Annotated in this window: 28 protein-coding genes and 1 pseudogene; 13 read left to right on the top strand and 16 right to left on the bottom strand. The window is 58.0% G+C overall.

Annotation, left to right across the window (positions count from 1 at the left end; translation table 11 throughout):
- The first annotated feature begins 17 nt into the window (after positions 1-17).
- Both ACQZ5H_RS28990 and ACQZ5H_RS28985 read left to right on the top strand, forming a co-directional pair.
- Positions 18-212 (top strand): hypothetical protein, encoded by a 195-nt coding sequence (locus ACQZ5H_RS28990; RefSeq protein WP_148194868.1) that lies wholly within the window; start codon positions 18-20, stop codon positions 210-212.
- Positions 213-642: 430 nt separating this feature from the next.
- Positions 643-1,158 (top strand): acyloxyacyl hydrolase, encoded by a 516-nt coding sequence (locus tag ACQZ5H_RS28985; protein ID WP_413709015.1) that lies wholly within the window; start codon positions 643-645, stop codon positions 1,156-1,158.
- A gap of 213 nt (positions 1,159-1,371) precedes the next feature.
- On the opposite strand, the gene ACQZ5H_RS28980 is transcribed toward ACQZ5H_RS28985, so the two are convergent.
- The 4 genes from ACQZ5H_RS28980 to ACQZ5H_RS28965 all read right to left on the bottom strand — a co-directional run bounded on the left by ACQZ5H_RS28980 (position 1,372) and on the right by ACQZ5H_RS28965 (position 4,263).
- Complete coding sequence (locus tag ACQZ5H_RS28980; RefSeq protein WP_203431539.1) at positions 1,372-1,668, bottom strand: DUF2934 domain-containing protein; 297 nt, start codon at positions 1,666-1,668, stop codon at positions 1,372-1,374.
- A gap of 113 nt (positions 1,669-1,781) precedes the next feature.
- Positions 1,782-2,972 carry a low temperature requirement protein A gene (locus ACQZ5H_RS28975; RefSeq protein WP_449099731.1) on the bottom strand — a complete coding sequence of 397 codons (1,191 nt, stop codon included), beginning with the start codon at positions 2,970-2,972 and terminating at the stop codon, positions 1,782-1,784.
- A gap of 14 nt (positions 2,973-2,986) precedes the next feature.
- The gene (locus ACQZ5H_RS28970; protein WP_449099730.1) at positions 2,987-3,385 is read right to left on the bottom strand and encodes a hypothetical protein; all 399 of its coding nucleotides are present in this window, start codon (positions 3,383-3,385) and stop codon (positions 2,987-2,989) included.
- An 11-nt stretch (positions 3,386-3,396) separates the two neighbouring features.
- Complete coding sequence (locus ACQZ5H_RS28965) at positions 3,397-4,263, bottom strand: TIGR02587 family membrane protein (protein ID WP_148194871.1); 867 nt, start codon at positions 4,261-4,263, stop codon at positions 3,397-3,399.
- 715 nt (positions 4,264-4,978) lie between these two features.
- Between ACQZ5H_RS28965 and ACQZ5H_RS28960 the strand changes: the two genes are divergently transcribed.
- Positions 4,979-5,182, top strand: coding sequence for a cold-shock protein (locus tag ACQZ5H_RS28960; RefSeq protein WP_449099729.1), 204 nt, complete (start codon positions 4,979-4,981; stop codon positions 5,180-5,182).
- Positions 5,183-5,364: 182 nt separating this feature from the next.
- A complete protein-coding gene (locus ACQZ5H_RS28955) occupies positions 5,365-5,817 on the top strand; it encodes a hypothetical protein (RefSeq protein ID WP_130284342.1) in 453 nt (150 codons plus the stop codon).
- 179 nt (positions 5,818-5,996) lie between these two features.
- Here ACQZ5H_RS28955 and ACQZ5H_RS28950 read toward each other — a convergent pair whose 3' ends face one another.
- The 9 genes and pseudogenes from ACQZ5H_RS28950 to ACQZ5H_RS28910 all read right to left on the bottom strand — a co-directional run bounded on the left by ACQZ5H_RS28950 (position 5,997) and on the right by ACQZ5H_RS28910 (position 11,029).
- On the bottom strand, positions 5,997-6,179 hold the full coding sequence (locus ACQZ5H_RS28950; protein WP_449099728.1) for a hypothetical protein: 183 nt from the start codon (positions 6,177-6,179) through the stop codon (positions 5,997-5,999).
- A 146-nt stretch (positions 6,180-6,325) separates the two neighbouring features.
- Positions 6,326-7,357 carry a YihY/virulence factor BrkB family protein gene (locus tag ACQZ5H_RS28945; protein WP_449099749.1) on the bottom strand — a complete coding sequence of 344 codons (1,032 nt, stop codon included), beginning with the start codon at positions 7,355-7,357 and terminating at the stop codon, positions 6,326-6,328.
- Between the two features lie 110 nt (positions 7,358-7,467).
- Positions 7,468-7,695 carry a hypothetical protein gene (locus ACQZ5H_RS28940; protein WP_199629987.1) on the bottom strand — a complete coding sequence of 76 codons (228 nt, stop codon included), beginning with the start codon at positions 7,693-7,695 and terminating at the stop codon, positions 7,468-7,470.
- Positions 7,696-7,873: 178 nt separating this feature from the next.
- Positions 7,874-8,194 carry a hypothetical protein gene (locus ACQZ5H_RS28935; protein WP_449099727.1) on the bottom strand — a complete coding sequence of 107 codons (321 nt, stop codon included), beginning with the start codon at positions 8,192-8,194 and terminating at the stop codon, positions 7,874-7,876.
- Positions 8,195-8,745: 551 nt separating this feature from the next.
- Positions 8,746-8,919: pseudogene (locus ACQZ5H_RS28930) on the bottom strand (DUF2934 domain-containing protein); the annotation flags it as partial.
- 12 nt (positions 8,920-8,931) lie between these two features.
- Entirely contained in the window at positions 8,932-9,411 is a 480-nt protein-coding gene (locus tag ACQZ5H_RS28925) for a pyridoxamine 5'-phosphate oxidase family protein (protein WP_449099726.1), read from the bottom strand.
- Between the two features lie 73 nt (positions 9,412-9,484).
- Positions 9,485-9,841 carry a hypothetical protein gene (locus ACQZ5H_RS28920; protein WP_449099725.1) on the bottom strand — a complete coding sequence of 119 codons (357 nt, stop codon included), beginning with the start codon at positions 9,839-9,841 and terminating at the stop codon, positions 9,485-9,487.
- Between the two features lie 104 nt (positions 9,842-9,945).
- Positions 9,946-10,815, bottom strand: a complete 870-nt coding sequence (locus ACQZ5H_RS28915; protein ID WP_449099748.1) for an alpha/beta fold hydrolase — start codon at positions 10,813-10,815, stop codon at positions 9,946-9,948.
- Between the two features lie 4 nt (positions 10,816-10,819).
- The gene (locus tag ACQZ5H_RS28910) at positions 10,820-11,029 is read right to left on the bottom strand and encodes a hypothetical protein (RefSeq protein WP_449099724.1); all 210 of its coding nucleotides are present in this window, start codon (positions 11,027-11,029) and stop codon (positions 10,820-10,822) included.
- 142 nt (positions 11,030-11,171) lie between these two features.
- On the opposite strand from ACQZ5H_RS28910, the gene ACQZ5H_RS28905 reads away from it, so the two are divergent.
- From ACQZ5H_RS28905 to ACQZ5H_RS28880, 6 genes are all read left to right on the top strand, one after another.
- On the top strand, positions 11,172-11,612 hold the full coding sequence (locus ACQZ5H_RS28905) for a pyridoxamine 5'-phosphate oxidase family protein (RefSeq protein ID WP_449099723.1): 441 nt from the start codon (positions 11,172-11,174) through the stop codon (positions 11,610-11,612).
- Positions 11,613-12,352: 740 nt separating this feature from the next.
- Positions 12,353-13,834, top strand: a complete 1,482-nt coding sequence (locus ACQZ5H_RS28900) for an ATPase domain-containing protein (protein WP_449099722.1) — start codon at positions 12,353-12,355, stop codon at positions 13,832-13,834.
- Positions 13,824-15,947 (top strand): ATP-binding protein, encoded by a 2,124-nt coding sequence (locus tag ACQZ5H_RS28895; RefSeq protein WP_449099721.1) that lies wholly within the window; start codon positions 13,824-13,826, stop codon positions 15,945-15,947. The genes ACQZ5H_RS28900 and ACQZ5H_RS28895 overlap by 11 nt, the downstream gene beginning before the upstream one ends.
- A 189-nt stretch (positions 15,948-16,136) precedes the next feature.
- The gene (locus tag ACQZ5H_RS28890) at positions 16,137-16,403 is read left to right on the top strand and encodes a hypothetical protein (protein WP_112720401.1); all 267 of its coding nucleotides are present in this window, start codon (positions 16,137-16,139) and stop codon (positions 16,401-16,403) included.
- A 451-nt stretch (positions 16,404-16,854) separates the two neighbouring features.
- Positions 16,855-18,294: an ATPase domain-containing protein gene (locus tag ACQZ5H_RS28885; RefSeq protein WP_449099720.1), complete on the top strand. Its 1,440-nt coding sequence runs from the start codon at positions 16,855-16,857 to the stop codon at positions 18,292-18,294.
- A 19-nt stretch (positions 18,295-18,313) separates the two neighbouring features.
- Positions 18,314-18,676 (top strand): response regulator, encoded by a 363-nt coding sequence (locus tag ACQZ5H_RS28880; RefSeq protein ID WP_112720371.1) that lies wholly within the window; start codon positions 18,314-18,316, stop codon positions 18,674-18,676.
- A 93-nt stretch (positions 18,677-18,769) separates the two neighbouring features.
- Here ACQZ5H_RS28880 and ACQZ5H_RS28875 read toward each other — a convergent pair whose 3' ends face one another.
- Positions 18,770-19,156 (bottom strand): response regulator, encoded by a 387-nt coding sequence (locus ACQZ5H_RS28875; RefSeq protein WP_112720370.1) that lies wholly within the window; start codon positions 19,154-19,156, stop codon positions 18,770-18,772.
- A gap of 201 nt (positions 19,157-19,357) precedes the next feature.
- Between ACQZ5H_RS28875 and ACQZ5H_RS28870 the strand changes: the two genes are divergently transcribed.
- From ACQZ5H_RS28870 to ACQZ5H_RS28860, 3 genes are all read left to right on the top strand, one after another.
- The gene (locus ACQZ5H_RS28870) at positions 19,358-19,567 is read left to right on the top strand and encodes a hypothetical protein (RefSeq protein ID WP_449099719.1); all 210 of its coding nucleotides are present in this window, start codon (positions 19,358-19,360) and stop codon (positions 19,565-19,567) included.
- The gene (locus tag ACQZ5H_RS28865; protein ID WP_112720368.1) at positions 19,560-19,769 is read left to right on the top strand and encodes a hypothetical protein; all 210 of its coding nucleotides are present in this window, start codon (positions 19,560-19,562) and stop codon (positions 19,767-19,769) included. Before ACQZ5H_RS28870 ends, ACQZ5H_RS28865 begins: the two co-directional genes overlap by 8 nt.
- Positions 19,770-20,113: 344 nt before the next feature.
- Positions 20,114-20,614, top strand: coding sequence for a YciE/YciF ferroxidase family protein (locus tag ACQZ5H_RS28860; protein WP_148194881.1), 501 nt, complete (start codon positions 20,114-20,116; stop codon positions 20,612-20,614).
- A 40-nt stretch (positions 20,615-20,654) separates the two neighbouring features.
- Here the strand turns inward: ACQZ5H_RS28860 and ACQZ5H_RS28855 are convergent, their stop codons facing one another.
- Positions 20,655-20,945, bottom strand: a complete 291-nt coding sequence (locus tag ACQZ5H_RS28855) for a hypothetical protein (protein WP_112720366.1) — start codon at positions 20,943-20,945, stop codon at positions 20,655-20,657.
- Between the two features lie 572 nt (positions 20,946-21,517).
- Positions 21,518-23,446, bottom strand: coding sequence for a PAS domain S-box protein (locus ACQZ5H_RS28850; protein WP_449099718.1), 1,929 nt, complete (start codon positions 23,444-23,446; stop codon positions 21,518-21,520).
- Positions 23,447-23,657: the final 211 nt, after the last annotated feature.

Here is a 23,657-nt window from a genome sequence, read left to right as displayed (position 1 = left end):
GATGATGGGGGAGTTCCATGACGCTCCAAAATGATGACGACAGCGTCTACGAGGCGAGGGCGCGGAAAGCAGCGCGACGTATCGTACGCGATGAAGCGGTTCAGTTTGCGGCGTCTGCGGTTAACGGAGACGAGGCTGGCCTGGAAAACAACGCGCATGCTCTCGAGCAGGCAATCGTCGCCGCAATCATGGAAGGCGTCGGGAGGCGCTAGGTTTTTTTGCAACTTCGCACCAAGCCTTCAGTCTGAGGCAACTGGAGCGCATCGAATGTTGCTGATCTGAGGCAGGAGCACCAGAATAACGACCAGCGACTGAGGATGCAAGCACTGCATCTTTCGTCGCAGGAAGTGGATCCCGATGTTGTTGAGACAAGGGTGAACACCGTGGAGCGTTTTTGACAAGCGATGGCTGCAACGAGGCACACAAGAAAAGCCCCGGCATTGACCGGGGCTGAAGTGAGGTTGCCGACTGAGGAACGTGCCAGCGCAGCTATAATGCACGGTGGCGTTGCGGGTTCCAAGATTGAAGCTGATTGTCATCTTTCGTACAAAGTCGGAATGCCCTTTACGCCGTTGATTGAGGGCTGGCATGATCGACGTCGACGATTCGGGGCGCCCAATGAAAATTCTACACGCTGCAATAATGGCGACACTTGCTGCGGGCACACCGGCGCTTGCAGATGACGGTGTTTTTGACGAGTTAAGATTCGGCGCATCTGCGTCCATCCAGGGCGGCGGCGAACATGAAGACGGAATTTTTCCCGAATTTACGCTGTTCTTCGACCCCTTTGGCCATGATCAATCGACGGGTCTGCAAAAGCTTGCTCGCCCTCGAATCCATCTGGGAACCTCCATCGGGACGTCAGGATCTGCAAGTCAGGTCTTCACCGGCTTTTCGTGGACAGCCGATTTTTCCGATAAACTGTTTGCAGAGGCGGGCTTCGGCGGCGTTATCCATACAGGCGACCTCGACAGCAACGACAACGGCCCAGCCCTTGGTTGCCGCCTGCTCTTCCATGAATACATAGGCGCGGGCTTCCGGTTCGACAGTCACTGGAATGTAATGGCACAGGTCGCCCATTCTTCTCACGCCAATCTCTGTGATGGCCCCAACAACGGAATGACACGCGCGGGACTTCAGCTTGGCTACAAGTTCTGAGGTCCTTGTGACCGCGCATAAGCAGCGTTAGCAAAGCAGCTCTTTGAAAACCTTCGTGGTGACAGAGCAACTCGCTGGACGGCAGGACCTGCCGCCCTTCTTCGCCTGCGTGTTTTTAAGATCGCAGCATCATAGCGCAACCCATCAATAAGCTTAGTGGCCGACAGGCACCCCTGGGGTACGCTGGCTAGAATTGAACCGAGACCAACTGCCTCAGTGCGTCGTGACGCCCCGAGCCGGTTTGGCGCCGCCAGACACCACAGGCTGCGATGACGCAGCGCTTGCTGATGACTTTTCCTTTTTAATCTTCCCGGTCGTCGCCTTTTTGGCATCTGGCGAAGAGGTCGTCATTTTCGTGGCCCGAGCAGGCTTGAGGGTGCTGGGCTGCGCGTTCTCTGCAATTTCCTGGAAGGCCTGCATCCAATGCTTCAGATCGTCCCCGTGCGGACGGCCTTCACGCTCCCATATCTCATAGGCGCGCTGGCGAATCTGGTCTTCGTGCGTAGACATCGTTTAGTCCCCGTTATGGCGTGCTGAGCCGTAAGATGGGCCCAATCGACCGAATGGCAATAGCCGGTTCCAGATGGCTATAACCAGGAGATCACATGCCGTCAGACATGAGGCTATCGCTCGGGCCGATGTGACTGCGGCCGGCGACGCGCGGCATATTCGAATATGGCGGCGCAAAGCAATGCTGCCGTTGCTGCGATATTCAGAAGATAAAGCGGCACCAGCAGTGCAACGATACTGATTGCCAAGAGGCCAGCGAGACCAGCAAGGTGAGAAAAGGGAAACCGCTGGGCGGCTGCGAGCTTCAGCCAGATGTTCCCGCACAGAAAGAGCACGGGCCCCCCGATGATCGCGCAGGCACTTTTCCAGTCCCCCTGTTCCTCTGGATGCGAAAGCGCAAAGTCTTCGCCAACTGCTGTCAGGATTATGCCTGCGACGATCGGAAGGTGTCCGTAAGTGAACAAACTATGCGCGACCGCCTCAGGCTCGTTGGTTTCCTCCACCTTCTCTGCCGCCTCCTCCTGGCCGCGGTGGAAATAAATCCACCACATAGCGACGGTGCTTAGGAATGCGCCGCAGAAAACCAGGAACGTCAGATCTGGCCCCATATGCTCGACGGCATTGCGACCCGTGGTCAGGATCGTCTCTCCGAGACAAATGATGACAAAGAGTGCGCAGCGCTCAGCCAGATGTTCTCCGTTGAGGTTCAAGGTCTCTTTGTCGGCTCTGCCAAGCCCCGGAAAAGGAAAGCGCAGGAGCGGCACGCCATATTCGATCGCAAGGGCCAAGCCCCAGACGGCCAGACGCCACTCTGTGGATGCAAATGCGCCAGCCACCCAAAGCGTGCCGGATATGCAAGCCCAGAACGTGATCCGACCGAAGGTCGAGGCGGATTTCGGATCGTGACTGCCAAACGCAACCCAGGCAAACAGCGATCGCCCGACCTGCATCAAGGCGTAGATGGCAGCAAAGGGCAGCGCATGATCGCCAAAGGCTTCGGGAAGCGCGATCGCCATTAGGATGGCTGCGAACATCAGGGCAAAAAGCAGATAGCGGACAGGCTCACTATCGGTGTTGAGGAGATTGGTCACCCAGGTCGTGTTGATCCAGAGCCACCAGATCGCCAAGATGAGCAGCAGGGCCTCACCAACAGCGGTGGACGTAAAATCCTCTGCAAGCGTATGAGAAAGCTGGATCAGTCCGAAGACAAAGACGAGATCAAAAAAAAGCTCCGGAAAGCTGGCTTTCGACTTTTTCGCCTCCCTGTCACGCAGCCAGCGCATCGGTTGCTTCTTCTTGCTCATCGGCACTCCATTGCTCATGGGTCTGCATAGCCGGCCGCGCGGACTGACAGGTCGCCGGCAGCAGGATCGGCGGAGAAAATCAGCGCCCCCTCGCCCGACGAGTTTGCCGGGACATAGTCGAGCGTCGTTTCGGCCGTCTCTGTTATTCCATCAGGCCGGCGCCATTCGCCACGCACGAGCACGGCCGCAGCTGTGGTATCGGCGATGTTTGTGATTTTGAACCGCACCTGTCCCTTGGGGGTAGCGTCAGTGGGCGCAAGTCGGGAGACCACAAAGTCCGGTGGGGATCTGGAGTTCGTTGCCGCTTCATAGCCAACGATGGCGATAAGAATTGCAACGAGAAGGCTGCTGGCAACGCCGAGCGCCCATTCAACCGGGTGCGGTTTCGCTGAAGGTGTGTTCTTTCGTGCCACTTTTCGTCGTCCTACAAAATCAGGCGTGCGGCCGCTGCACCGATGGAGCACGGGAGCCCAAGGACCACCACGGCCGGGAGAATCGCCGATGCAGATGTTCCGCTGAAGCGTTCGAATATCCAGAGGCAAAAGGCGCTGACCAGCAGCGCGATGACATATCCTGGCAATGTGAACCGAACCACGATGTGCCAGGCGGGCACCTTGTCGCCGATCTCATGGCCCCCCTTGAACGAGACAGCGTAGACAAAACCATGCATGACCGCCAGTGAGATGACAATGACGCAAAGAACATGCCATGGGCTCATTTTGAAGGACAGGAGGATCATTTCCTCGGTCGGAGCGACATTCAGGCCGAGAAACAAGGCCCCGAGCGCCATCAAGAACATCTCACCGCTATAGTCGGCGGGGCCTTCCTGCACCGGATCACCTTCATCGCCTTTGGCACTCTCGTCGCCATTGAGCTGACTTCGGCCCAACAGAGCACCGATACTGGCTGGCACCGCCTGGAGGGCGATCTTTCCGACAATCTCATAGACAGGCTGGCCAGCCTTAAGCACGCCGACAGCGAGAAGGATCGCCACCGACGACACGATACCAATGGCAAAAGCGATCGCTGCATCACGGCTCGCATCGCGCCACGTCGACGTCTGTTCGAACCCGACGCGGTCCGAAAGGAGGATAAGAAGCGGGACGTTCACAATCAGAAGGAGCAGCAGACGCCAGCGATCCATGTAGAAACCCAGTTCCCACATCTCCATGGTCATGAACATCGGCAGAGCAAAGATCAATGCCCCGGCAAAACCTCGTCCAAGGCCTGCGGTAAACGCCTTGCCATCCCATTCACCGCTTGTTTGCGCTTCCGTCTTCGCTACCGCCATTTTCCTAGAGGTAGGAGGCCAATCGATTTTGGCGAGGAGCAAACCTTAACTCTTCGCATGGATTGACTGCAGGATTGTCATCGCCCTCGCTCCAATTCGCAAGACGCAACCGACGAGCTCAGCGATCTGATCCAAGTCTTGGCCGTCGCCTTGGCCCGGATCTGGGCCACCCCTCGGTCGAATCGTGCCCGACGCTCTTCAGAGATAGCTTCGATGCCCCGTGACACCGCGTCTTTTGAGCCGACTCGGCCGCACTGTACAGGCGAGTGAGAGGCCATGCGCGCATTCCGATGGTGAGAAATAGACACTGCCCTGTAGAGGGTCCCGCCTATGGTAATGAACCAGACAATGTTGTTCTCTGGGACATCGGTGGATGTCCGCAGAGCATTGCACCCAATACTCAGTCACGCTGAACCCTAGATCGCCGAAGTTCGGTTCATTGGAAAAGCTCGGGGCATCTGAAGCATCTTCAGCGCTGGCCTAAATCACAGATAGTGCGATCTACCCGGGAAGGCACGGCCTGCATCAAGATCGAAACTCGTCGTTTGCTTCCCCTCTCACCACGCGTGCCCGCTCTTCGTCCAACCGATCAAGCCAGCTAAGACACAATTGGGTTCCTTCCTCTTTCATTGTGTCACTTGCAAAAAGGCCGTTGTGCCCACCCGGTTGCCTGCCTAAAGTGAATACGTCTGGACCGACATATTCCGAGGAAAAAATGGCAACAGGAACAGTGAAGTTTTTTAACCAGGACAAGGGCTTCGGCTTCATCACCCCGGACGCCGGCGGACCGGATGTCTTTGTCCATGTCAGCGGGCTCAGCGGTCAGGGATCGATCAAGGATGGCGACAAAGTCACTTACGACGTCGGCCAGGACCGTAAGACCGGCAAATCCAAGGCCGAAAATGTCAGACCGGGCTGACTGCTCCTCCCCCGGCCGCGCAGGTGGCCGGGGATCGACGGCTGCATCGTAAGCGGCCCTCGTTCGGCGAAAGGTAGATGGCATCCCAGCCCGTAGACAATTTCTTCGATCGGAGCGCCGTATGGCGGAACCGCCGACCTTCGCGGTCGTTAGGTTAACGCGAAAACGGAGGTTCCTACATCATGTCGAACGTCTCGAGGACCGGTAATACCGAAGAGATCAACACCGCGACCAGCCAGGTCGAGTTTGGAAGCTCTGTCGAGAGCAAGGCTCAGATCGAGGACGCGACCGCTGCCGGCGCCGATCTGAGCGCGGAACCTCTTTCCATCTATCGCCTGGAGCCGATTGCGGGTCCAGGCGATCCGAGATGGGCGAACGCACCGGGTCATGGTGTGGTCGTTGTGGCAGCGCGCACCTCCGGTGACGCGCGGATCGTCGCCGCCAGCCGCGAACTTGATTACATGGAGATCGATTCTGCGCCTGCAGAAGACGTCACGACAGCAAATGCCAGCTCCTTCCGCGACGATAAGCTCTACACCGTGATTGAGATCGCTCACGGCCGCACCGACGTGAAGCGCGGTGTTCTGGACGGCCAGATCAGCGTCGACACCATTCGGCCAACGCAACGCGACTGATTACGAGGATGCTTTTTAGGGCCTTGCACTGTCGTTGAACGGCAGGCCCCGCATGCGCCACTCGTCGCGCAAGACCCTCTCAAGCTCATCGAGCGCGAACTCATCGAAATTTACCCATAACTGCACTGCGGCGGCATCGGCGAGGGCGTCGACTGCAGGGTTCAGGTCCAAATTTCCGTTCATGACGCCGCAGCGGAAACAGGATCGACGAGCGCGCACGCGTTTTCATCTCTTCGTCCCGCTGGCTGTACAGCGGCAGGGGCAATCGAGCTGCTATCAGCCTGCTCCTGCGCCTCGACGAAACGTGAGACATCGCCCAGGCGGCGCTCCTTCTTGCTTGCCTTGCTATCGGTTTCTAACATCACTGCTCCTTCGCATAACGAACGCCAGTTTCCTTGCGGAACGTCGCTAAAGATTCTAAAGATCCGCCCCAGGGTCGAAACGACACTATTCGCACGCTCCGCGGCGATCTTGGGGCCGTGTCGATCGCCCAGCTTAACCATGAAGCTTAGCCGGACTGACCAGAGGTCTTTCCGAGGCTGTCGGCGACGAAGGCACCGCGCACTCCCATTGGAAGCGGAGCGCCAGTTGTCGTGTCTCTCGCCGTCTGATGTTCGAGCTCGGCATTAAGCTCGGCGCCAACGATCAGAATCGTGACAGAAAGCCAGGTCCAGACCAGCAGGCCGATTAGCGCGCCAAGCGCCCCGTATGTCGCCTTGTAGTCTGCGAACCGGTCGAGATAGAGGGAAAAGCAGAGCGACATTGCCACGCAGGCGATCGTCGTCATCGCAGCACCCCAGGTCATCCAGCGCACCTTGGCGGGTTCACGGCTTGGGCCAAAGCGGTAAAGGGCCATGATGCCGCAAAAGAAGATCGCAAGCAGAACCGGCCAGCGTATCATCAGCACGATCTCTTCGGGCACCTCTCCCAGCCACACGTAGGAGAGGACGATCGGCAATCCCGCGACCAACCCGATCATTGCAATGACCACGATCGTAGCGCCAAGCGTAAACGCGAGGCCAGTCAGGTTGCGCCACAAGAAGGTCCGTTTTTCGTCTTCCTCATAGGCGACGTTCATCGCATCAAAAAGCGCTAACGTTCCATTGTGGGCGCTCCACAAAGCGATCGCGAAGCCCGCAAAGAAGGCAATGCCGAGCGATCCGTTCGGCTTTTTCGAAAGCTCCTGGATCTGGTCTGCGACAATGTCGAAGGCACCTGGCGGGAGAAGAACGGCGAGCTCCCGGATATGTTGGGCCATCGTCGCTCGATCCGCCGCAAGCCCGTAAAGTGCGACGACCGCGCCAAGGGCGGGAAAGAGTGCCAAAAACAGATAAAAAGTGACGCCGGCGGCGATCAGACTAACCCTGTCCCTCGAGACTTCCTCGTAGACGCGCCAGAAAACATCGACTAATCCCCGGGCGGGTATCGCCTCAGGCCGTTCGGCATCCCTTCCATGAGGATCTTCGGTCGCGATATTGCGACAGGGATCGCCCCGGCTGCTGAGGCGAACTACGAGCCGCGTCGCGGCTAAGGCCATCATCGCGCCGGCGAGAGGGACAAGATATCGTTTGATCGACAGGCCCAAGTTGATCGGCTCCGTATTCTTTCGCGAAGGAACGCTTGCTGGTGTTCAGCGCAACTTTACGAACGTTAGCCCGGCGCTGCCTCGCCACTTTTTTGAAGCTTGGCGAGGCCAATCTCCAATACCTGATCCATCTCGCGTTTCAGCGGACCGTCCGTTGTGTCGTATCGATCGATTCCCGGCGATGACATAACAACGAGATGCTGCAAGGGCGTTATTCGCTCATCGACGACAGCTGCTATCCCGGCGGACCAGGCTTCAGAAAAGAGTTCCGGTGTCCATTGATCACTACTCATCCAGGCCTCCAGGCGACGGGCGGGTTCCTTGTCTCCTCACAAACATTTGTAAAGCCAATCGGTTCCGGCTAGGCATTGCTGAACCCGCAAAGAGTGGACCTCCGGCAAAGCATTCAATGCTGTGCAAACAGCAAAAGGCCGGAGATGATCCGGCCTCCCTGTCGTCAGTTACAATCTGTCAGTTGTTGTTTTCGCCGCAGGCCTGATCCTGTGGGGTCGCATCACCCTTGCCGGCCTGGGTCTGGAGAGCGCCCTTGGCGTTCGAGCCGTCCTTACACTTGGTCTGTTCGGTCGTGCTGTTGGTCATCGTCGAGTCTGTGCCCATCGGCTTCATGATCTTGGTGCCGGATGAATCGCTGCTTCCAGCGCCGCCGCCGGCATCCTCGTTGGCGTTCTTATCGGTTGCCATGTGATTGGGAACCGGGTTGGACTGCGCGTAGGATACAGACGTTGCCATAGCGAGTGCGACGACGGATGCCGCAATAAGTTTGATACGCATTGGGAATTTCCTCCGTGGGAGTTTTCTGAGTTGGTAACCATTGTCAAACCTACGCAACGATGCCTGGTTCCACCGGCAGCAACAATAAATTCCCAAGTCCTACGGCAGTTGCCTCACCCCCGCCTTGTACTGGTTATCGTCAAAAGTTCTATCGCCGGCTCAGGCTGAGCAAGCGAAACCAAAGGTGTCATGACGCATTGGTGATCCTTGCTTGCCGAGATCGAAATTGGCTGCCGGGTGGCCTAATTGCGGCCGGCCGTCAGCGATAAGCGGACATGATCTGCGAGCACAGTGTCGGTCGCGAGATGACGCTGAAAATCAGCCTCCTCCATCCGGCCCGACTGATAGGCGTTCAGCACTTCCTGCTGATCAACGGTCAGGGTTGTCAGCCCATCCCGCTCCGGAGGCAGAACGCCCAATTCGGTCAACAAACCATTGAGGCCGTCGCTGTTTTGTTTCGCCATTAGATCCGTCTCCTTTTGAGCGTGGCCGGCTGGCCCCGGCTCGAACGAGTGAGTTTTAGCTGTCGCAGACTTGCCAAATGCGAGGTCATCGTCATGATCGTCCTCATCGAGCAGTTCCTGCATCGTTTCGTGATCATCATCGCCGAAGAGCTCGTCCTCCGCCTGCAGCCAATGTCGCTGGTCGGCACCGTCCAGACGCCCCTCGTCCTCCCATATTTCGAAGGCGCGTCGGCGGATTATTTCCTGTCTGTCGACACCCATGACCGCCTCGACCTACATTTGTACCTTGGCATTCTCGCCCATATCCGGCTTGGCGCTGGATACAGCAGCGGCAGCCATCTTGATGTAGCTGACGATGGTGCCTGGACTATCCCAATATTCGGCGAAGTTCGGCGTTACCTTGAGGATGCGGATCGAGGGATCTTCGGGACTATCCCACCATGCCTTGGCGGGGGTCGCCCAGAGGTCCCGGATCTTTTCCCGGTCGTTCTGGACCTCCGCGATGCCCGATATCGAGACGTATTTCTGCCCCTTGCTGTCTGCGAAGGCGAGGCAAACGGCCGGGTTACGCTCGATTTCGTCATCCTTGTGGCTGTCGATATCGGTAAGGAAGTAGAACGCGTTGTCGACCCTTTCGGCATATGCCGACATCGGACGGGCGCGTAGATCGCTTCCCGACTGTGTGGTCAGCATGCAGAAGCCAATTTTCTCTGAAAGGTCCCATACCTTGTGCAGTTCGTCATGATCCGTCATTTAAAAGTCTCCTGACTGCTTTCATTGAATAAAGTGCGGGGGCAGACTATGCCGCCGGCGTCCGAACATGACCTCATTGAACCTTCTCGGTGCCCGACGGTGTGGTGACCTGTGTCGGACCGCCGCCGTTGCCGCTCGGCGAGGGCAAACGATCTGTCTGCTTCGGCGGGGGCGCGCTGCCATCGGCGGCATTATTGTCGAAGGTCCCTTCTCCTGAGGGCTGGGCATTGATGGGGTCATTCGCAGTTGCGGCAGTCGAGGTTTTGTCGGTGTCTATGCTCTCGCCCCACATATCGACACCTACCCAGACGATCATGGCAAGGACCAGGCCACCCATAAGGACCAAGAACACCGGCCTGCCCCATCGACCCTGCCTTGCCTCAGTCGCCGTTTCGGTCACTCTTTCACTGCTGCGGTGGTTGTTATTCATAGTCTTTCCTTTCGCGGTCGCTTGACGCGGGTAGCAGGCCCGGATCCGAGATCACGAGTTACAAATATGACGCGCCATAAAAGTTCCATGCGAACCGACGCGTCTCAATCCTCAGTGAGGAGAAATGTCTTGATTGCGGCAGCCAGATCTCCTGGATTTTCTTCTGCGACATGATGCCCACTGTCGACCCCGAAGCCACTGACGTCGCTGGCCCAGTTGCGCCATATCGCGACGGGATCGGTGTAGATTTGTTGCAGGTCGTCGCGAAGTGACCAAAGACAAAGCATTGGGCAGGAAACCTTGCGGCCCACCTCCCGGTCCTGCTTGTCATGGATATGATCGACGCGGATCCCGGCTCGATAATCCTCGATCATCCCGTGGATCATAGCTGGGTCATGGATGGCCTCACGAATGTCGGCATAGGCCTCAGCCCCCATTACGTCGGGTGACAGCTTGTCGTACCAGGCCTCGGGATCTGCGGAGATGACCCGCTCGGGCTTTCCGGGCTGGGCGAAGAAGAACCAGTGATACCAGTCGCGGGCGAACCGCCAATCGGCGCGTTCGAGATGTTCTAGCACAGGCAGGCCGTCGATGATCACGAGCTTTCGCACAACGTCGGGATACATCATGGCCAGCCGGAACGCCGTCAGGCTCCCTCTGTCATGCCCGGCGAGAAAGAAGGACGGAAGACCAAGCTTATCCATCAGCTGGCGAAGGGATCTGGCCTTCTCCATCTTGGACGAATGGATCGAATCGGGCGCGTCCTGCGGTATGTAGGATTTGCCAAAGCCAGGCAGATCTGGACAGACGACGGTGAAAAACGGCGCGAGGATTTCGGCGACGGAGCCCCATGTCATGTGCGTGCGGGGATGGCCGTGCAACAGAAGCAAGGGCGGCCCGCTTCCACCCATTCTGAGGCGGATGGCACCGGCATCGACATCTACCGTTTTAAGTTCGAAATTGGAAAACGGCATATCGTCAGCGTTCGCTGATTGACGGCAGATGGAGCTCGACTTCCCGACGTTTTTCTTCATCGAGAGGAGCAACATGCTCCTGCCAGAACCTTTCCGCCTCGGGAGTATCCTCATCCCATGCCCGCGTACTGACGATGTTATCGTCAACCTTGGCGAGCCGGCGGCCGCCGACCCGGCGGTACTCCTCTGCAAGCCGTTTCGATTGGGTCATCATGGCTGTGCTCCTTTCCTTGCGAAAACACCGAGAAATGATCCAGGTTCCGGCGGACCTGCCATTTTCAGCGTGTTTCGCATTCGCCGGAACATTCCGGAGCCTTTGATACTTATAGGATCTCAGTCACGCCCAGGAGGACATCATGCCGTCAATGACACTTGAGGACCTGTCCTCGCACTTGAGGAAAATCGACTTTTGCATGCTCTGCACCAACGCCGGCGCCGGCAGGATTGCCACCCGGCCGATGAGTAACAATGGCGACGTCGAGTATGACGGGGACTCGTGGTTTTTCTCCTACGAAGACACCCGCAAGGTCAGCGAGATCGAGGGGATAAATGACGTTTTGCTGACCTTCACCGCTCCCCCAAGCCTGCTGGGCAAACCGGGGATATTCATCGCGGTTGAGGGAAGCGCTTCCGTCATCCGCGACAAGGCGATGTTCGAGGATCACTGGTCCTCCGGTCTAGAGCGTTGGTTTCCGGAAGGGACCGAGACGCCAGGCCTGGTTCTCATAAAGGTTTCGGCTGCATCTATCCGTTATTGGGACGGTGAAGAAAACGGCGATGTCGTAGTGTCTTCCTAGCCGTAGCAACGGCTCGGGATAAGAACTAGCCACACTTCGGGAGGGCAGTCAGGTTTCGCCCGCCGCCGTTCGATAGCGAGCTTTTGGCGGCCGAATAGTGGAGAACTGCACAGCTTAGAGCGGGGTCGAAACGAAGCACAATCGCTTTGGGAGATGAGACCGCCGAGAGGGGATTCCGACATCGACCTCACGGACGATTAAGACCGCAACATGCCAACGTTTGCAGCTGTCCAAAGCCGACCGGCTCTGAACGGTCCAGCTTGCGACATGAAAATTGCTTCGGCGTTGATCACCGATGGATTGGGACATGACCTCGTCCGGACGATTGATGTTCCGTCCGCGACTAAGGCAGTAGGGCCGCTATCGCCTGGAGTGAGATTTCTTTTTTGTACGGCGGGAACAATGGTAGCGCTGACACGTTTTAGTTTAGCCGCCGGGCGAAGTGACGCGGATCTAACGAGACCCCGGCTTTTTCGATGCAACCCGGCGGCCCTTGCTCTCTGTTTTCAGCACGCCCAATTTCCCCGATGACTGACGTCGTCGGGGATTTTTATTAGTCCTCTAGGTCATCCGCTGGTTTCGCGAGCGTGCGAGGGTGAGCGTCATAACGAACCTGGTCGCAGTGGATGCAGGTGCCAATCAGCGACAGATTCCCGCCCGAGACGAGCGAACGGGCTTGCCAGATTGTGGATCGATCATATTTCTTGAAAAAAACCAATTGATATCTGGGACCCATAACGTTGCCTGACACTATTTCGACCGGAAATGCAGGCCTTGACATCATCCTCAAAGGCGGCCTGTCGCCACGACGACTTTATCTTCTGGAAGGCGCACCTGGCTCCGGCAAAACGACGCTGGCCTTGCAATTTCTTCGCGAAGGGGTGCGGCGCGGCGAAAAGGCCCTTTACATAACTCTGTCAGAAACGGCTGAAGAGCTTGCGGCCGTTGCTGCATCTCATGGATGGGACAGTGGCGAGTTTGACGTGTTCGAGTTCGACTCCGCTGCCGAAATTTTTGGTGAGGGCCGTGATCAGTCGATCCTACACCCCTGGGAGATGGAGCTCGGCGAGACGATCAGGCTCATCCAAGAAGAGGTGGAGCGGGTTAAGCCTAAGCGCGTCGTGTTCGATAGCCTGTCGGAAATGCGCCTGCTCGCACAGGATCCGCTACGGTATCGCCGGCAAGTGCTCGCTCTCAAGCAGTTCTTCTCGGGACGCGACACAACGGTGATCCTAGTTGATGACATGACCGGCAAAGCCGATGGCCGCGACGCTCATCTGCATAGTCTCTGCCATGGCGTTATAACCCTTGAGCGGCTGACGCTCGACTTCGGCGCCGCGCGGCGGCGACTGCAGGTCCAGAAGCTGCGCGGCATTGATTTCACCGCCGGCTATCACGATTTCACGATCAGGACAGGCGGGCTGCAGATCTATCCAAGACTGATTGCGGCTACTCACCACGGTGAATTTGCGGACGAGGTCACGCCGAGCGGAGTACAGGGGCTCGACAACCTGCTTGGCGGCGGACCTCTTCGCGGCACGAGCACGCTTCTGACCGGCCCCGCTGGCAGCGGCAAGACGACGATCGCGCTGCAATATCTGCATTCGGCCTGCGAGCGGGGTGAACCCTCCACCGTCTATGAGTTCGACGAGCGGATAGGAACATTGATGGCTCGCGGCAAAGCCTTCGGTTTCGATCTGGAGAAGCATATTGCGAATGGCACGCTTTGCGTCGAACAGATCGACCCCGCGGAGATTTCGCCCGGTGAATTTGCATTTCGGGTGCGACGTGAGGTCGAGGAGCGCAAGGCCCGGATGATCGTCATCGACAGCCTGAACGGATATGTCGCTGCCATGCCTCAGGAGCAGCATCTCATCCTGCAGATGCATGAGCTCCTGTCCTACCTCAGTCAGAAAGGCGTTGTGACGCTGCTGATCGATGGTCTCGTCGGCGCGATGACGACAAGCCTCAACATATCCTATGTTGCAGATGCAGTCGTCTTACTGCGGTTTTTCGAAGCCGAGGGGCGGGTGCGCAAGGCAATCTCGGTACTCAAGAACCGTGGAGGCGCGCACGAGGATACGATCCGTGAATTGAGGGTCGATGCGGGCGGGATCCGCGTGGGCGAACCCCTGTCCCAGTTCAGGGGCATTTTGACCGGTACGCCCGAATATCTCGGTATACGGGGTCCCTTGATGGAAGATCGAGATCGTGAGCGATAGGTCAGAGACGTCCGAAGGCCGGCGTATCCTGATCTGCGCGCCCTTCGGCAGGGATGCGGATGCGGTCTCATCGATCCTGACGCATAAAGGCTACGAGGCGGTCATCTGCCGCGATCTCAAAGATGTCGCAGGCATGATGAGCGAACAGATCGGCGCGATCCTGCTGACGGAAGAAGCGCTGGCAAGAAATGCCGACACCTTGAAGTCAGCGCTTCAGGCTCAACCCTCCTGGTCTGACGTGCCATTCGTGCTTTTGGCCGCGCCTCGCGCGGCGCGCATGCCCAGCGCACGCTTGTCGCAACTGGCGCTCTTCGATTTGTCGAGCAACAGCGTTGTGCTCGAACGGCCACTCGGAAGCGCCTCTCTTTTCAGTGCGATCGCATCGGCGATGCGGCTGAGGCAGAAACAGTTCCAGATGCGCGATCGCCTGAGGGACCTCGATGAGAGCGAGACGCGGTTACGTCTAGCAACGAGTGCGGCGGGAATCGGGACCTGGGATTACAACCCTGCGACGGGGGCCTTGCGTTGGGACGAGCGCTGCAGGGCGATGTTTGGATTGACGTCTGATCGGCAAATTTCCTACGAGGGCACCTTTCTCGCTGGACTTCACCCACAGGACAAGGAGCGCGCCGACAACGCCGTCAAAGCTGCCTTGGAGCCCACAGGGCGCGGCGAATTCGAAGTCGAATACCGCACCATCGGCATTGACGACGGCAAGGAGCGTTGGATCGCTGCAAAGGGAGGCGCAATATTTTCTGGTGCGAGCGCGGTGCGCTTCATCGGAACCGTGATCGATATTACTGAAAGAAAGCGAACGGAAAGCGCTCTTGCGGCATCGGAGGCGGCGCTGCGTGTGGAGCGTGAGGCGCTCGACACCCTGAACCGAACGCTTGAACAGCGGGTTGCCGAGCGCACAGCCGCTCTGGAAAACGAAATGGCGGCTCGCAATCTTGCCGAGGAAGCCCTCCGCCAGTCCCAGAAAATGGAAGCGGTCGGTCAACTGACCGGCGGGATCGCACATGATTTCAACAATATGCTCACCGGTATCATTGGGGGCATCAATATCGCAAAACGCCGCATCGCAAGCGGACGGCTCGAAGACGTCGACAGATTCATGGACGCCGCCGTGGATTCGGCAAATAGGGCGGCAGCTCTGATCGCACGGCTGTTGGCCTTTTCTCGCCGCCAGACGCTGGACTCCAAACCAGTCGAGATCGCGCCGCAGTTGGAAGCAACCAGGGAACTCCTGGAAAGGACATTGCCGGAGAACATACGCGTAGAGATCGACGTCGAGGCCGGGACCGGGGCAGCCTTGGCCGATGTTAACCAGTTGGAAAGCGCATTGCTCAATCTCGCAGTCAACGCGCGCGACGCTATGCCAGACGGCGGTCGATTGAGAGTTGCCGCCAGGCGCTGTGTTGTCGAGGCCTGCGAGCGGAGTTTAGACTTGAAGCCGGGCACCTATGTATTGCTAGCCGTTAGCGATACCGGTATCGGCATGCCGGCCGATGTTGTGAACAAGGTGTTCGAACCGTTCTTCACGACAAAGCCGGTCGGCCAGGGCACCGGCCTCGGCCTGTCGATGATTTACGGTTTTGTTCGTCAATCCGGTGGCCAGGTCCGCATTGATAGCAGGCCGGGACAAGGGACAACGATCGAGCTCTATCTCCCGGCGGCTGACGGGCCAAGCGATGATAAAGGACCGATGGTTCCAGAAGCGGCGCCGGAGGGACGGGGGCAGAGCGTCCTTGTGGTCGAAGATGACGACGCAGTGCGCCTCCTGATCTGCGACGTGCTCGGTGAACTGTCCTATCTCGCCTTCGAGGCGGCCAACGCGGAAGCCGCCATCGGTATTCTGGCCTCTGAAAAAACGGTCGACCTCATGGTTTCGGATGTCGGCCTTCCTGGGATGAACGGCCGACAGTTGGCGGAAATTGCCCGGCAATATCGGCCGGATCTTCCGATCTTGTTCGTGACAGGCTATGCGGAAAACGCTGCCACAAAGGCAAGTTTTCTTGGGCCCAACATGGCGATGATCGGCAAGCCTTTCGCCGTCGATGATCTTGCCGCAAAGATCAATGAGATGATGCTGGCCAACAATCCCGGCCGATAGTTTGATCGGCAGAACAGACTAAAGCTCCAAGGACCGCCGCTGTGCGTGCTGCAGCTCCTGCGTGAGCGCGAGTGGACCGCACCTTCGACGGCAGTTCGAGCATGGGGTCGGACCACGCCTCACGGAAATCCCTGCAAGCGGATGGAACCGCGAGCGCTTCCCTCTGTTCTAATCAGAAAGGAGCCTATCATGATCTACGTCGCCTCCCCGCGTTTCAGTCAGGACCCGGCTGCCCGTGCGGCAAACCTCAAGGAATGTCTTGAGACGGCAAGCAAACATCTTGATGAGACATCTCGATCGTCATCTACGGAGAAAATGGTCGAACTGATCGAATCGGCAGTGCGGGCGGGATGGGAGGAAAATGAGGTCCGTGCCGCGCTATCGGCATCGCCTCAGCCCGGCGACGAAGCTGCGGACACGCCCTCACCGAACGTGGTGATGTCGTCGTCGATGTAAGTCTGCCCCTGTCGGCGGCAATTCAAATGCCTGTGCGGCCGTTCGCGCGCAGCAGGGCGAACACCAACCCGCTCGGCCTGAGCGGGAACCCGATCGATGAAGGGTCGGCCGCCCGAGACAGCTGCCCTTGCCATCCTTGCTCAGCGGATCGATCATATTTAAGGGCATTGTAAGCGACCGCCGCTGATCGACCGCAATGCCTTTCCCCTGCCCTCGCCTCGACGGAGATACGAGGTATCGTGCGGCAAATTCGGCGATCGCGGCCTTTATAGGAAGCGTCGCCCGGTGTCCTTCTCATTTTTCATTAATCCGGAGAAAGCTTCGGCCTGCAGCAGAGGCCTAGGGATCGTCGACCGAACCGGCCGCTTCGCCAACGGCCTCATCATAGGGTGTTCCCAAATGGCGCCAAGCCTTCTAGGGTGCGGCAGGGGTAGTTGACGGAACCAGAATTGTGACACAGGCACTAGCAAGACTTCAAACGGGCGTTCCCGGCCTAGACGCCGTCCTTGGCGGAGGGCTCGTCGTCGGCGCATCATACATCCTGCAAGGCCACCCTGGCGCAGGAAAGACGATCTTCGCCAATCAGATCGCCTTCAAGACAGCCGAGAAGGGCAGCAAGGCGCTCTACGTCACGCTCCTTGCAGAGACGCACGAGCGGCTCTTTCAGGCACTTGGCACTCTTGAGTTTTTCGACAGTTCACGTCTCGGTATCGACGTCACCTATGTCAGCGTGTTCCAGACCCTGCGTGATGAGGGTCTGTCGGCGGTCGTAAAGCTGATCCGGCAGGAGATCGCCCGTCAGGGCGCCACCCTGCTGGTGTTCGACGGGCTCCTGAATGCGCGTGATCGGGCCGATACGCAGCTTGACGTCAAAACCTTTGTCGCCGAGGTTCAGAGCCAGGCCGCCTTCGTCGGTTGCACTGTTTTATTCCTGACCAGCAGCCGGATCGCCGAAGAAAGCCCGGAGCATACAATGGTCGATGGGGTGATCGATCTTCATAACGAGTTGAGCGGTGTGCGCGCTGTTCGCCGCCTCCAGGTCAAGAAGTCCAGAGGAACCGCAGCACTTGGCGGGCACCATCAGTTCGAGATCACGTCTGATGGCGTGGCGGTATTCCCCCGAGTTGAGGCGCTTCTCGCTCATACGAGCGTGCCTGATCATGCGCCGACTGGATCAGTTTCGTCCGGGACGGGCGGTTTCGACGCATTGGTCGGCGGCGGCTTGCCCGAAGGTTCGGTATCACTCGTCTTCGGACCGTCAGGAAGCGGAAAAACCTCGCTCGGGATCAATTTCCTGTCGCTTGCGACGCAAGAGCAGCCGGCGCTTCATTTCGGCTTCTATGAGACGCCTGCCCGCCTGCGCGGCAAGGCAGCCGCGCTGGGTGTCGATTTCGAAGGGCTGATCAAAAATGGCGCTCTCGAAATGATCTGGAATCCGATGACCGAAAATCTCTTGGACAAGCTCGGACATCGTCTTCTCGACGCGGTGCGTGAGCGCGGCGTGAAAAGGCTGCTGATCGACGGCCTTGGCGGTTTCGAGCGTGGGGCGGTTTATCAACCGCGTATGGTCGAATTTTTCGCAGCTCTGACGAACGAACTGCGTGCGCTCAACGTTACTACAATCACGACCTGGGAACTGCGAGATCTCTTCGGACCCACGGTGACGGCGCCAGGATCGGAGATCTCCAGTCTCCTGGATAATCTGGTAATGCTGCGCCATGTAGAGATCGGATCGCGTTACAAGCGCACTGTTTCGGTCCTGAAGGTCCGTGACCGGGCGTTTGAACCGATCATCCATGAGATCGGATTCGGGCCGGGTGGGATGGAGGTTCGAGCGGCACTTGAACCGGTCGCGGGGGCCGCTACCGGATTGGCGCAGGGGCCGGCTTGACAACAGGGAACTGCCAGGGATGCCGCTGATCGTCATAGCCGAGGATGAATTCCTGCTCGCAGATGTCCTTACAATGATGCTGGAGGACGCGGGCTATGAGGTGGCCTCCGCATCACATGGAAAGGCCGCGCTGACGCTTGTCAAGCAAAAGCTGCCGGCGCTCGTCATAACGGATTTCATGATGCCGCTCATGACCGGTTTGGAGCTCGCTCAAGCTATGCGAGCTGATGCCACTCTTTCGTCCATTCCAATCGTGCTGGTAAGCGGCGCACAGGGAAGCATTGGGCGAGCGCACCCTGAGGTCTTCGATGCCGTCCTTGACAAGCCTTATCGGGAAAAAACGCTGATCGCGACCGTTGCCGGTCTGATCGGCAACAGGTGATAGCCGATCCACCAAACGTTTTCGGAAGAGGCAGAGAGCTCTGCTCGTCGTCTAGCCTAGTTATTATGAGCGTCCCGAAGTTTTGAAATGCCGTCATTGGGCTTTTGATGAGTTCGGCTCGGTATGCTCTGGACTAGCCTGAATGGCTGCGGCCAGTCGTATGGCGTGTCGCACAGCCTCGCGCGTCACCGGCTTTGCCGCGCCGCCCATCGCGTCGCTGGAACCCTTCGGCGCGTCCTGACCGTTCGTCAAATAAACAACCCCAATCCCAAAACCATTGACCAGGCTTTTGGCAATCTCCGGGCCGGTCATTCCGTTGCCAAGACGGATGTCGATGAGGGCGACGTCTGCGAGAGGCGCAAGTTCGAGCGCTTCGGCCAGCGTCGTGGCAATCCCGATCACTTCCCCGCCCTCCTGCAGGATGACCTCCTCGATTTCAAGAAACATCTGAGGCTCGTCTTCAATAACCAGGACGCGCATACCCACTCTCCCTCATGAAAGACGCCTCTAACCAGAATAGCACGGGAGCGCCGGAGCGCAGACGATAAGTCAATGCCGGACTGCCATTGTCCGAAACCGGACATTTTTGAAAGGAGGCCGCGGCCGTGGGGTATCGAGGGAACATGACGGTCACGGGTTAGACTTTTAGACCGTTTCGAACAACGACCAAGGAGAAGCAAAATGGGAATGAATTCTCCCAAAGACGGGATGCCCGGCACGACGGACCAGTCGCCGCGCTGGGAAGGACCGAAATCGAACACGCCGCGCGGCTACATGCCAGCCAAGGACGATCCGGATCTCGACCGTGACGCCATGGGCGATAACAATCGCGACCCAGAGACTAGAAAGGTCTCCGACGCACTGAAGACAAAGGAGAACAGTGATGAGTAACGTCGAAAAGGATGCACGCGGACAGTTTGCGAAATCACAAGGTGACCGCAAGGCGTCCGGCGTCCACAGCGCCAAGCCCACTGTCGTGACCGGCTCAGAGGATGCGACAGCTCACAAGCGTCCTCCAGGTTCCAAAAAGCCGGAGAAGGACTGGGACATCAACTATGACCCGTCAGAAATGAACGAGGGACGCTCTCACTGACCCAATCCGGGGCTCCGCTGTATCAGGAAGCTTGAAGACGGTGATCAAGATCAGGAAATCGGCGTTCGTTGGGCAAGCCGCCGCGTCGCCTTCGAAGATCCACGCGGCGAAAAACGCATGCGAACGTCTATGACGCGATGTGCCAGTGTTCGCCGGAGCGTGGCTGATGCACTCTCCTGCGAGCGACTTCAAGTCTCGATCTCGTAACGGTTAGTGCCGTCATCGTGATGATGCCGCTGGTTGTGGTTGACGCGAGTTGTCACCGCTTCTAGCGGGAACACCACTTTTGGAACAAAGGACGCCGCTGTTTGTTGGACGCGTGCAAACCTAAAAAGGAGAACGACATGGCCACAGCAAAGACCCTCAACGACCTGTTTCTCGACACTCTCAAGGACATCTATTATGCCGAAAAGCAGATTTTGCGTGCACTACCGAAAATGGCCCGGGCTGCACAGTCTGAAGATGGCAAGGAAGGTTTTCTGAAGCATCGCGACGAAACTCAAGGCCAGATCGAGCGCCTGGAACAGGTATTCGAGATCATTGGGAAGCCGGCCCGAGGCAAGACCTGCGAGGCGATCCAGGGGATCATTGCAGAAGCAAACGAAATCATCGAGGAATTCGACGGAAGCATTGCTCTCGATGCTGGCCTGATCTCGTCAGCGCAGGCTGTAGAGCATTATGAAATTGCGCGCTACGGCACGCTGATTGCGTGGGCCAAGCAGCTCGGGCACAAGCAGGCAGTCACCCTTCTCCAGCAGAACCTTGCGGAGGAGGAGGCAACCGACAAGAAACTGACAGAACTTGCACTGTCAGCGGCGAACGCCAAGGGCACCAAGGCAGCTTGACATCTTGAAGCGCTGCGGCACGGTCGCAGCGCTTCACACCTCAGGCATTGTCAAGTATCGGCCAGTAGCAGTCGTTCCGGAAATCCGCTGGAATTGGGTCGAGGCGTGATAAGGCGCCTACCACAAATTCAATTTGCATTCGAAAGTGATCAACAGAACGCGGCACCGCAATACCGGTAATGCGCCGCCGTGCCTCCAGCCGATCATAGCCCGAATCTCGCAGCCGACGCGCGCCCTCTCTTCTGACCTGCGCTACATCAACCTGAGCGGCATTGTCTCCATTCACCCACCCATTGGCCGCGAGGCCACCCTCGATCACCCTGAATGCCATCTTCGTTCCACCGTCACCCCGACCCTAACTGGGATCAGAATCCGATTCGACGCAACGGCATCGATAGCGGGGCGGACGATGGTCGATTGACTCTAGCGGCGGTCATTGCTGATTTGCAACAGCTGGCTACAGGTGGGCAGGAACAACTCTCCGGTTCCCTGGTTCGATTGAGCAACTATTCAAGGGTCTGCTAAATGACGAACTACCGAACTTGATCGTCAAACGTACCGTCACCAAATCCGCGGATTCATTCGAAACACAAGGTTCGGAAGACGAGGACATGGTCTTTCCTGGCAAGGAGACGGAACCGCCCGTTGTCCTAAGATCGCCGGTAATCATCTCGGCGATGCCAATATTGATCGAGCTTACGGAAGGTGTCGAGTGGGACGAAAGATGGGATCAACGCGCATGAAGCTTGTAAACCGGTTTTGCACGGCAACGATCAAAGCTTGCACACTGAGCCAAAAGATCCCGGATGCCAAAAGATAACAATCCGCTCGAACGGATCCCTTGTCGGGCAGGCAAGCTCTCGTCACTGGGTTCCACCGCATCTTCGCGCAGCGGCTCGCAGACTAAGCAGGGGCGGCAGGCCTGGCAGCTGCCAGCGCGACACTCAGCTGTGCCTGCGTGAATGGTTTCGAGAGCTTCACGACGCGTGGCGCCGTGCCGTCGGGCAGCTCCGCATAGCCTGTGGCAAGAACCAGCGCCACGGACGGGTGCGAAAGGCTGACTGTTCGGATCAGCTCCGCCCCTGTCATATTTGGCATGGCGTGATCGGTCAGGATGACGTCCGGAATGAACCCTTCCTTGAGCAACTCGAGCACCTGCCCCGCTGATTCAGCCTGTATGGCCTCGTGGCCCAGATCTTCCAGCATCAGAATAGTGTTCATCAAGACGAGAGCATCGTCATCGACGGCAAGAACAGTCAATTGCGACGGTGATTGGACAAGCGGTTCGCTTGGCAGATGGGACGCCGGCTCGGTCTGATCAGCCGCGACTGGCAACCACAGTTGCGCCGTGCAACCCAGGCCCGGCGCCGACTTCAGATGAAGGGCCCCGCCTGCCTGGGCCATCAGGCCCTGGACCATGGGCAAACCCAGTCCGGTACCTTTGCCAATTCCCTTTGTTGTGAAAAAGGGCGTCGTGGCAAGCTCCAGGGTCTCGTCATCCATGCCGCCTCCTTCATCGGTGACCGAAAGACAGACATAGTGTCCCGATGGCAGTCCCTGGCTGTTGGTACCTGTGAGGCGATGGCGCCCGGCGCTAATCGTGATCGTGCCACCATCGGGCATGGCATCACGCGCATTGACGACCAGATTCAGGAGAGCGTTTTCAAGCTGATTTGCATCCGACAGAACTGCCGGCAGGTCAGGCTCAAATCGGCTCACGATCTCGATCGCCGGACCGATCGAGCGTTCCATCAGTTCCGTCATTCCGCTTACAAGATCAGCGACCTTGACCGGTTTAAGTTTGAGGTCCTGCTTGCGGGAGAATGCCAGCAGCCGCTGCGTGAGAGACGCGCCCCTTCGCGCGCCGACGATGGCGTTGTCAATCAAATCGAGGACGCCTTCCCCAGCCAGGGTTCGTTTGCGGGCGATCTCAAGGCTGCCAAGGATTGCCATCAGCAGATTGTTGAAGTCGTGCGCGACCCCGCCGGTCAGCTGACCGACCGCCTCCATCTTCTGCGCCTGAAAGAGCTCCTGCTGTGCACGGGCCAACGCTTCTTCGGCCTGCCGCTTCTCGGTAATATCGCGGGTGATCTTCGCAAAGCCGACAAGGCTGCCGTCATCGGCATGTATGGCATCTATTATGACGTTTGCCCAGAAGCGGCTGCCGTCCTTTCTGATCCTCCAGCCTTCCTTTTCAAAACGGCCTTCGCGCGCGGCTGTTTCAAGGGCTATCGAAGGCAGACCCGCTGCCTTGTCCTCGTCGGTGTAAAAGCGTGAGAAATGCTGCCCGATGATTTCGTCGGGCAGAAAGCCCTTGATGCGCTGAGCGCCAGCGTTCCAGCTGGAAACCAGGCCATCGGGATCGAGCAGATATATCGCATAATCCGTGACACCCTGAATGAGCATGCGGAACAGCTCTTCCTGACGCCTGAGAATCTGTTCGGCCTTCTTGCGCTCAGAAAGATCCCTGGTGATTTTGGCAAAGCCGAGGAGCAATCCGCGACTATCGCGGATCGCATCGATCACGACGTGGGCTGGGAAACGCTCCCCGTTCTTTCTGAGCCTGAAGCCCTCGGCCTCGAAGCGGCCGGTTGTGGCTGCCGTCTCCAGTGCGGTTGCGGGAACACCGGATGCCCGGTCTTCCGGCGTACAGAAGCGCGAAAAGTGTTCACCGAGGATTTCGTCTTCCTCGTATCCCTTAAGGCGCTTGGCGCCCATGCTCCAACTGTTTACCCGCCCTTGCGGGTCAAGCATATAGATGGCGTAGTCGGTGATAGCATCGACGAGCAGCCTATATCGGCCGTCCAGGTCGCTCCCCTCAAGATCTGTCATGCTGGCAGTCCCAAAATCACTTTGCGCTATGAAGGTTTGGATAACAGCTATGATTTAGTCCAACCAGTTCATCCGGCAAGGCTGTGTACGATTCCGGTCATAAGGACCATATCTACTAGTCGAAGCTGAAGTTGTCTGAAAGCGGCGTAGCAATTCTGCAACAGTTTTCGTCATCGGTACTTCGAGATTTGGGAATGTCCGGTCTGTGGGA

The sequence above is a fragment of the Rhizobium sp. 21-4511-3d genome (genome assembly GCF_053522545.1).
This window is presented reverse-complemented; position numbering and strand designations above follow the sequence as displayed.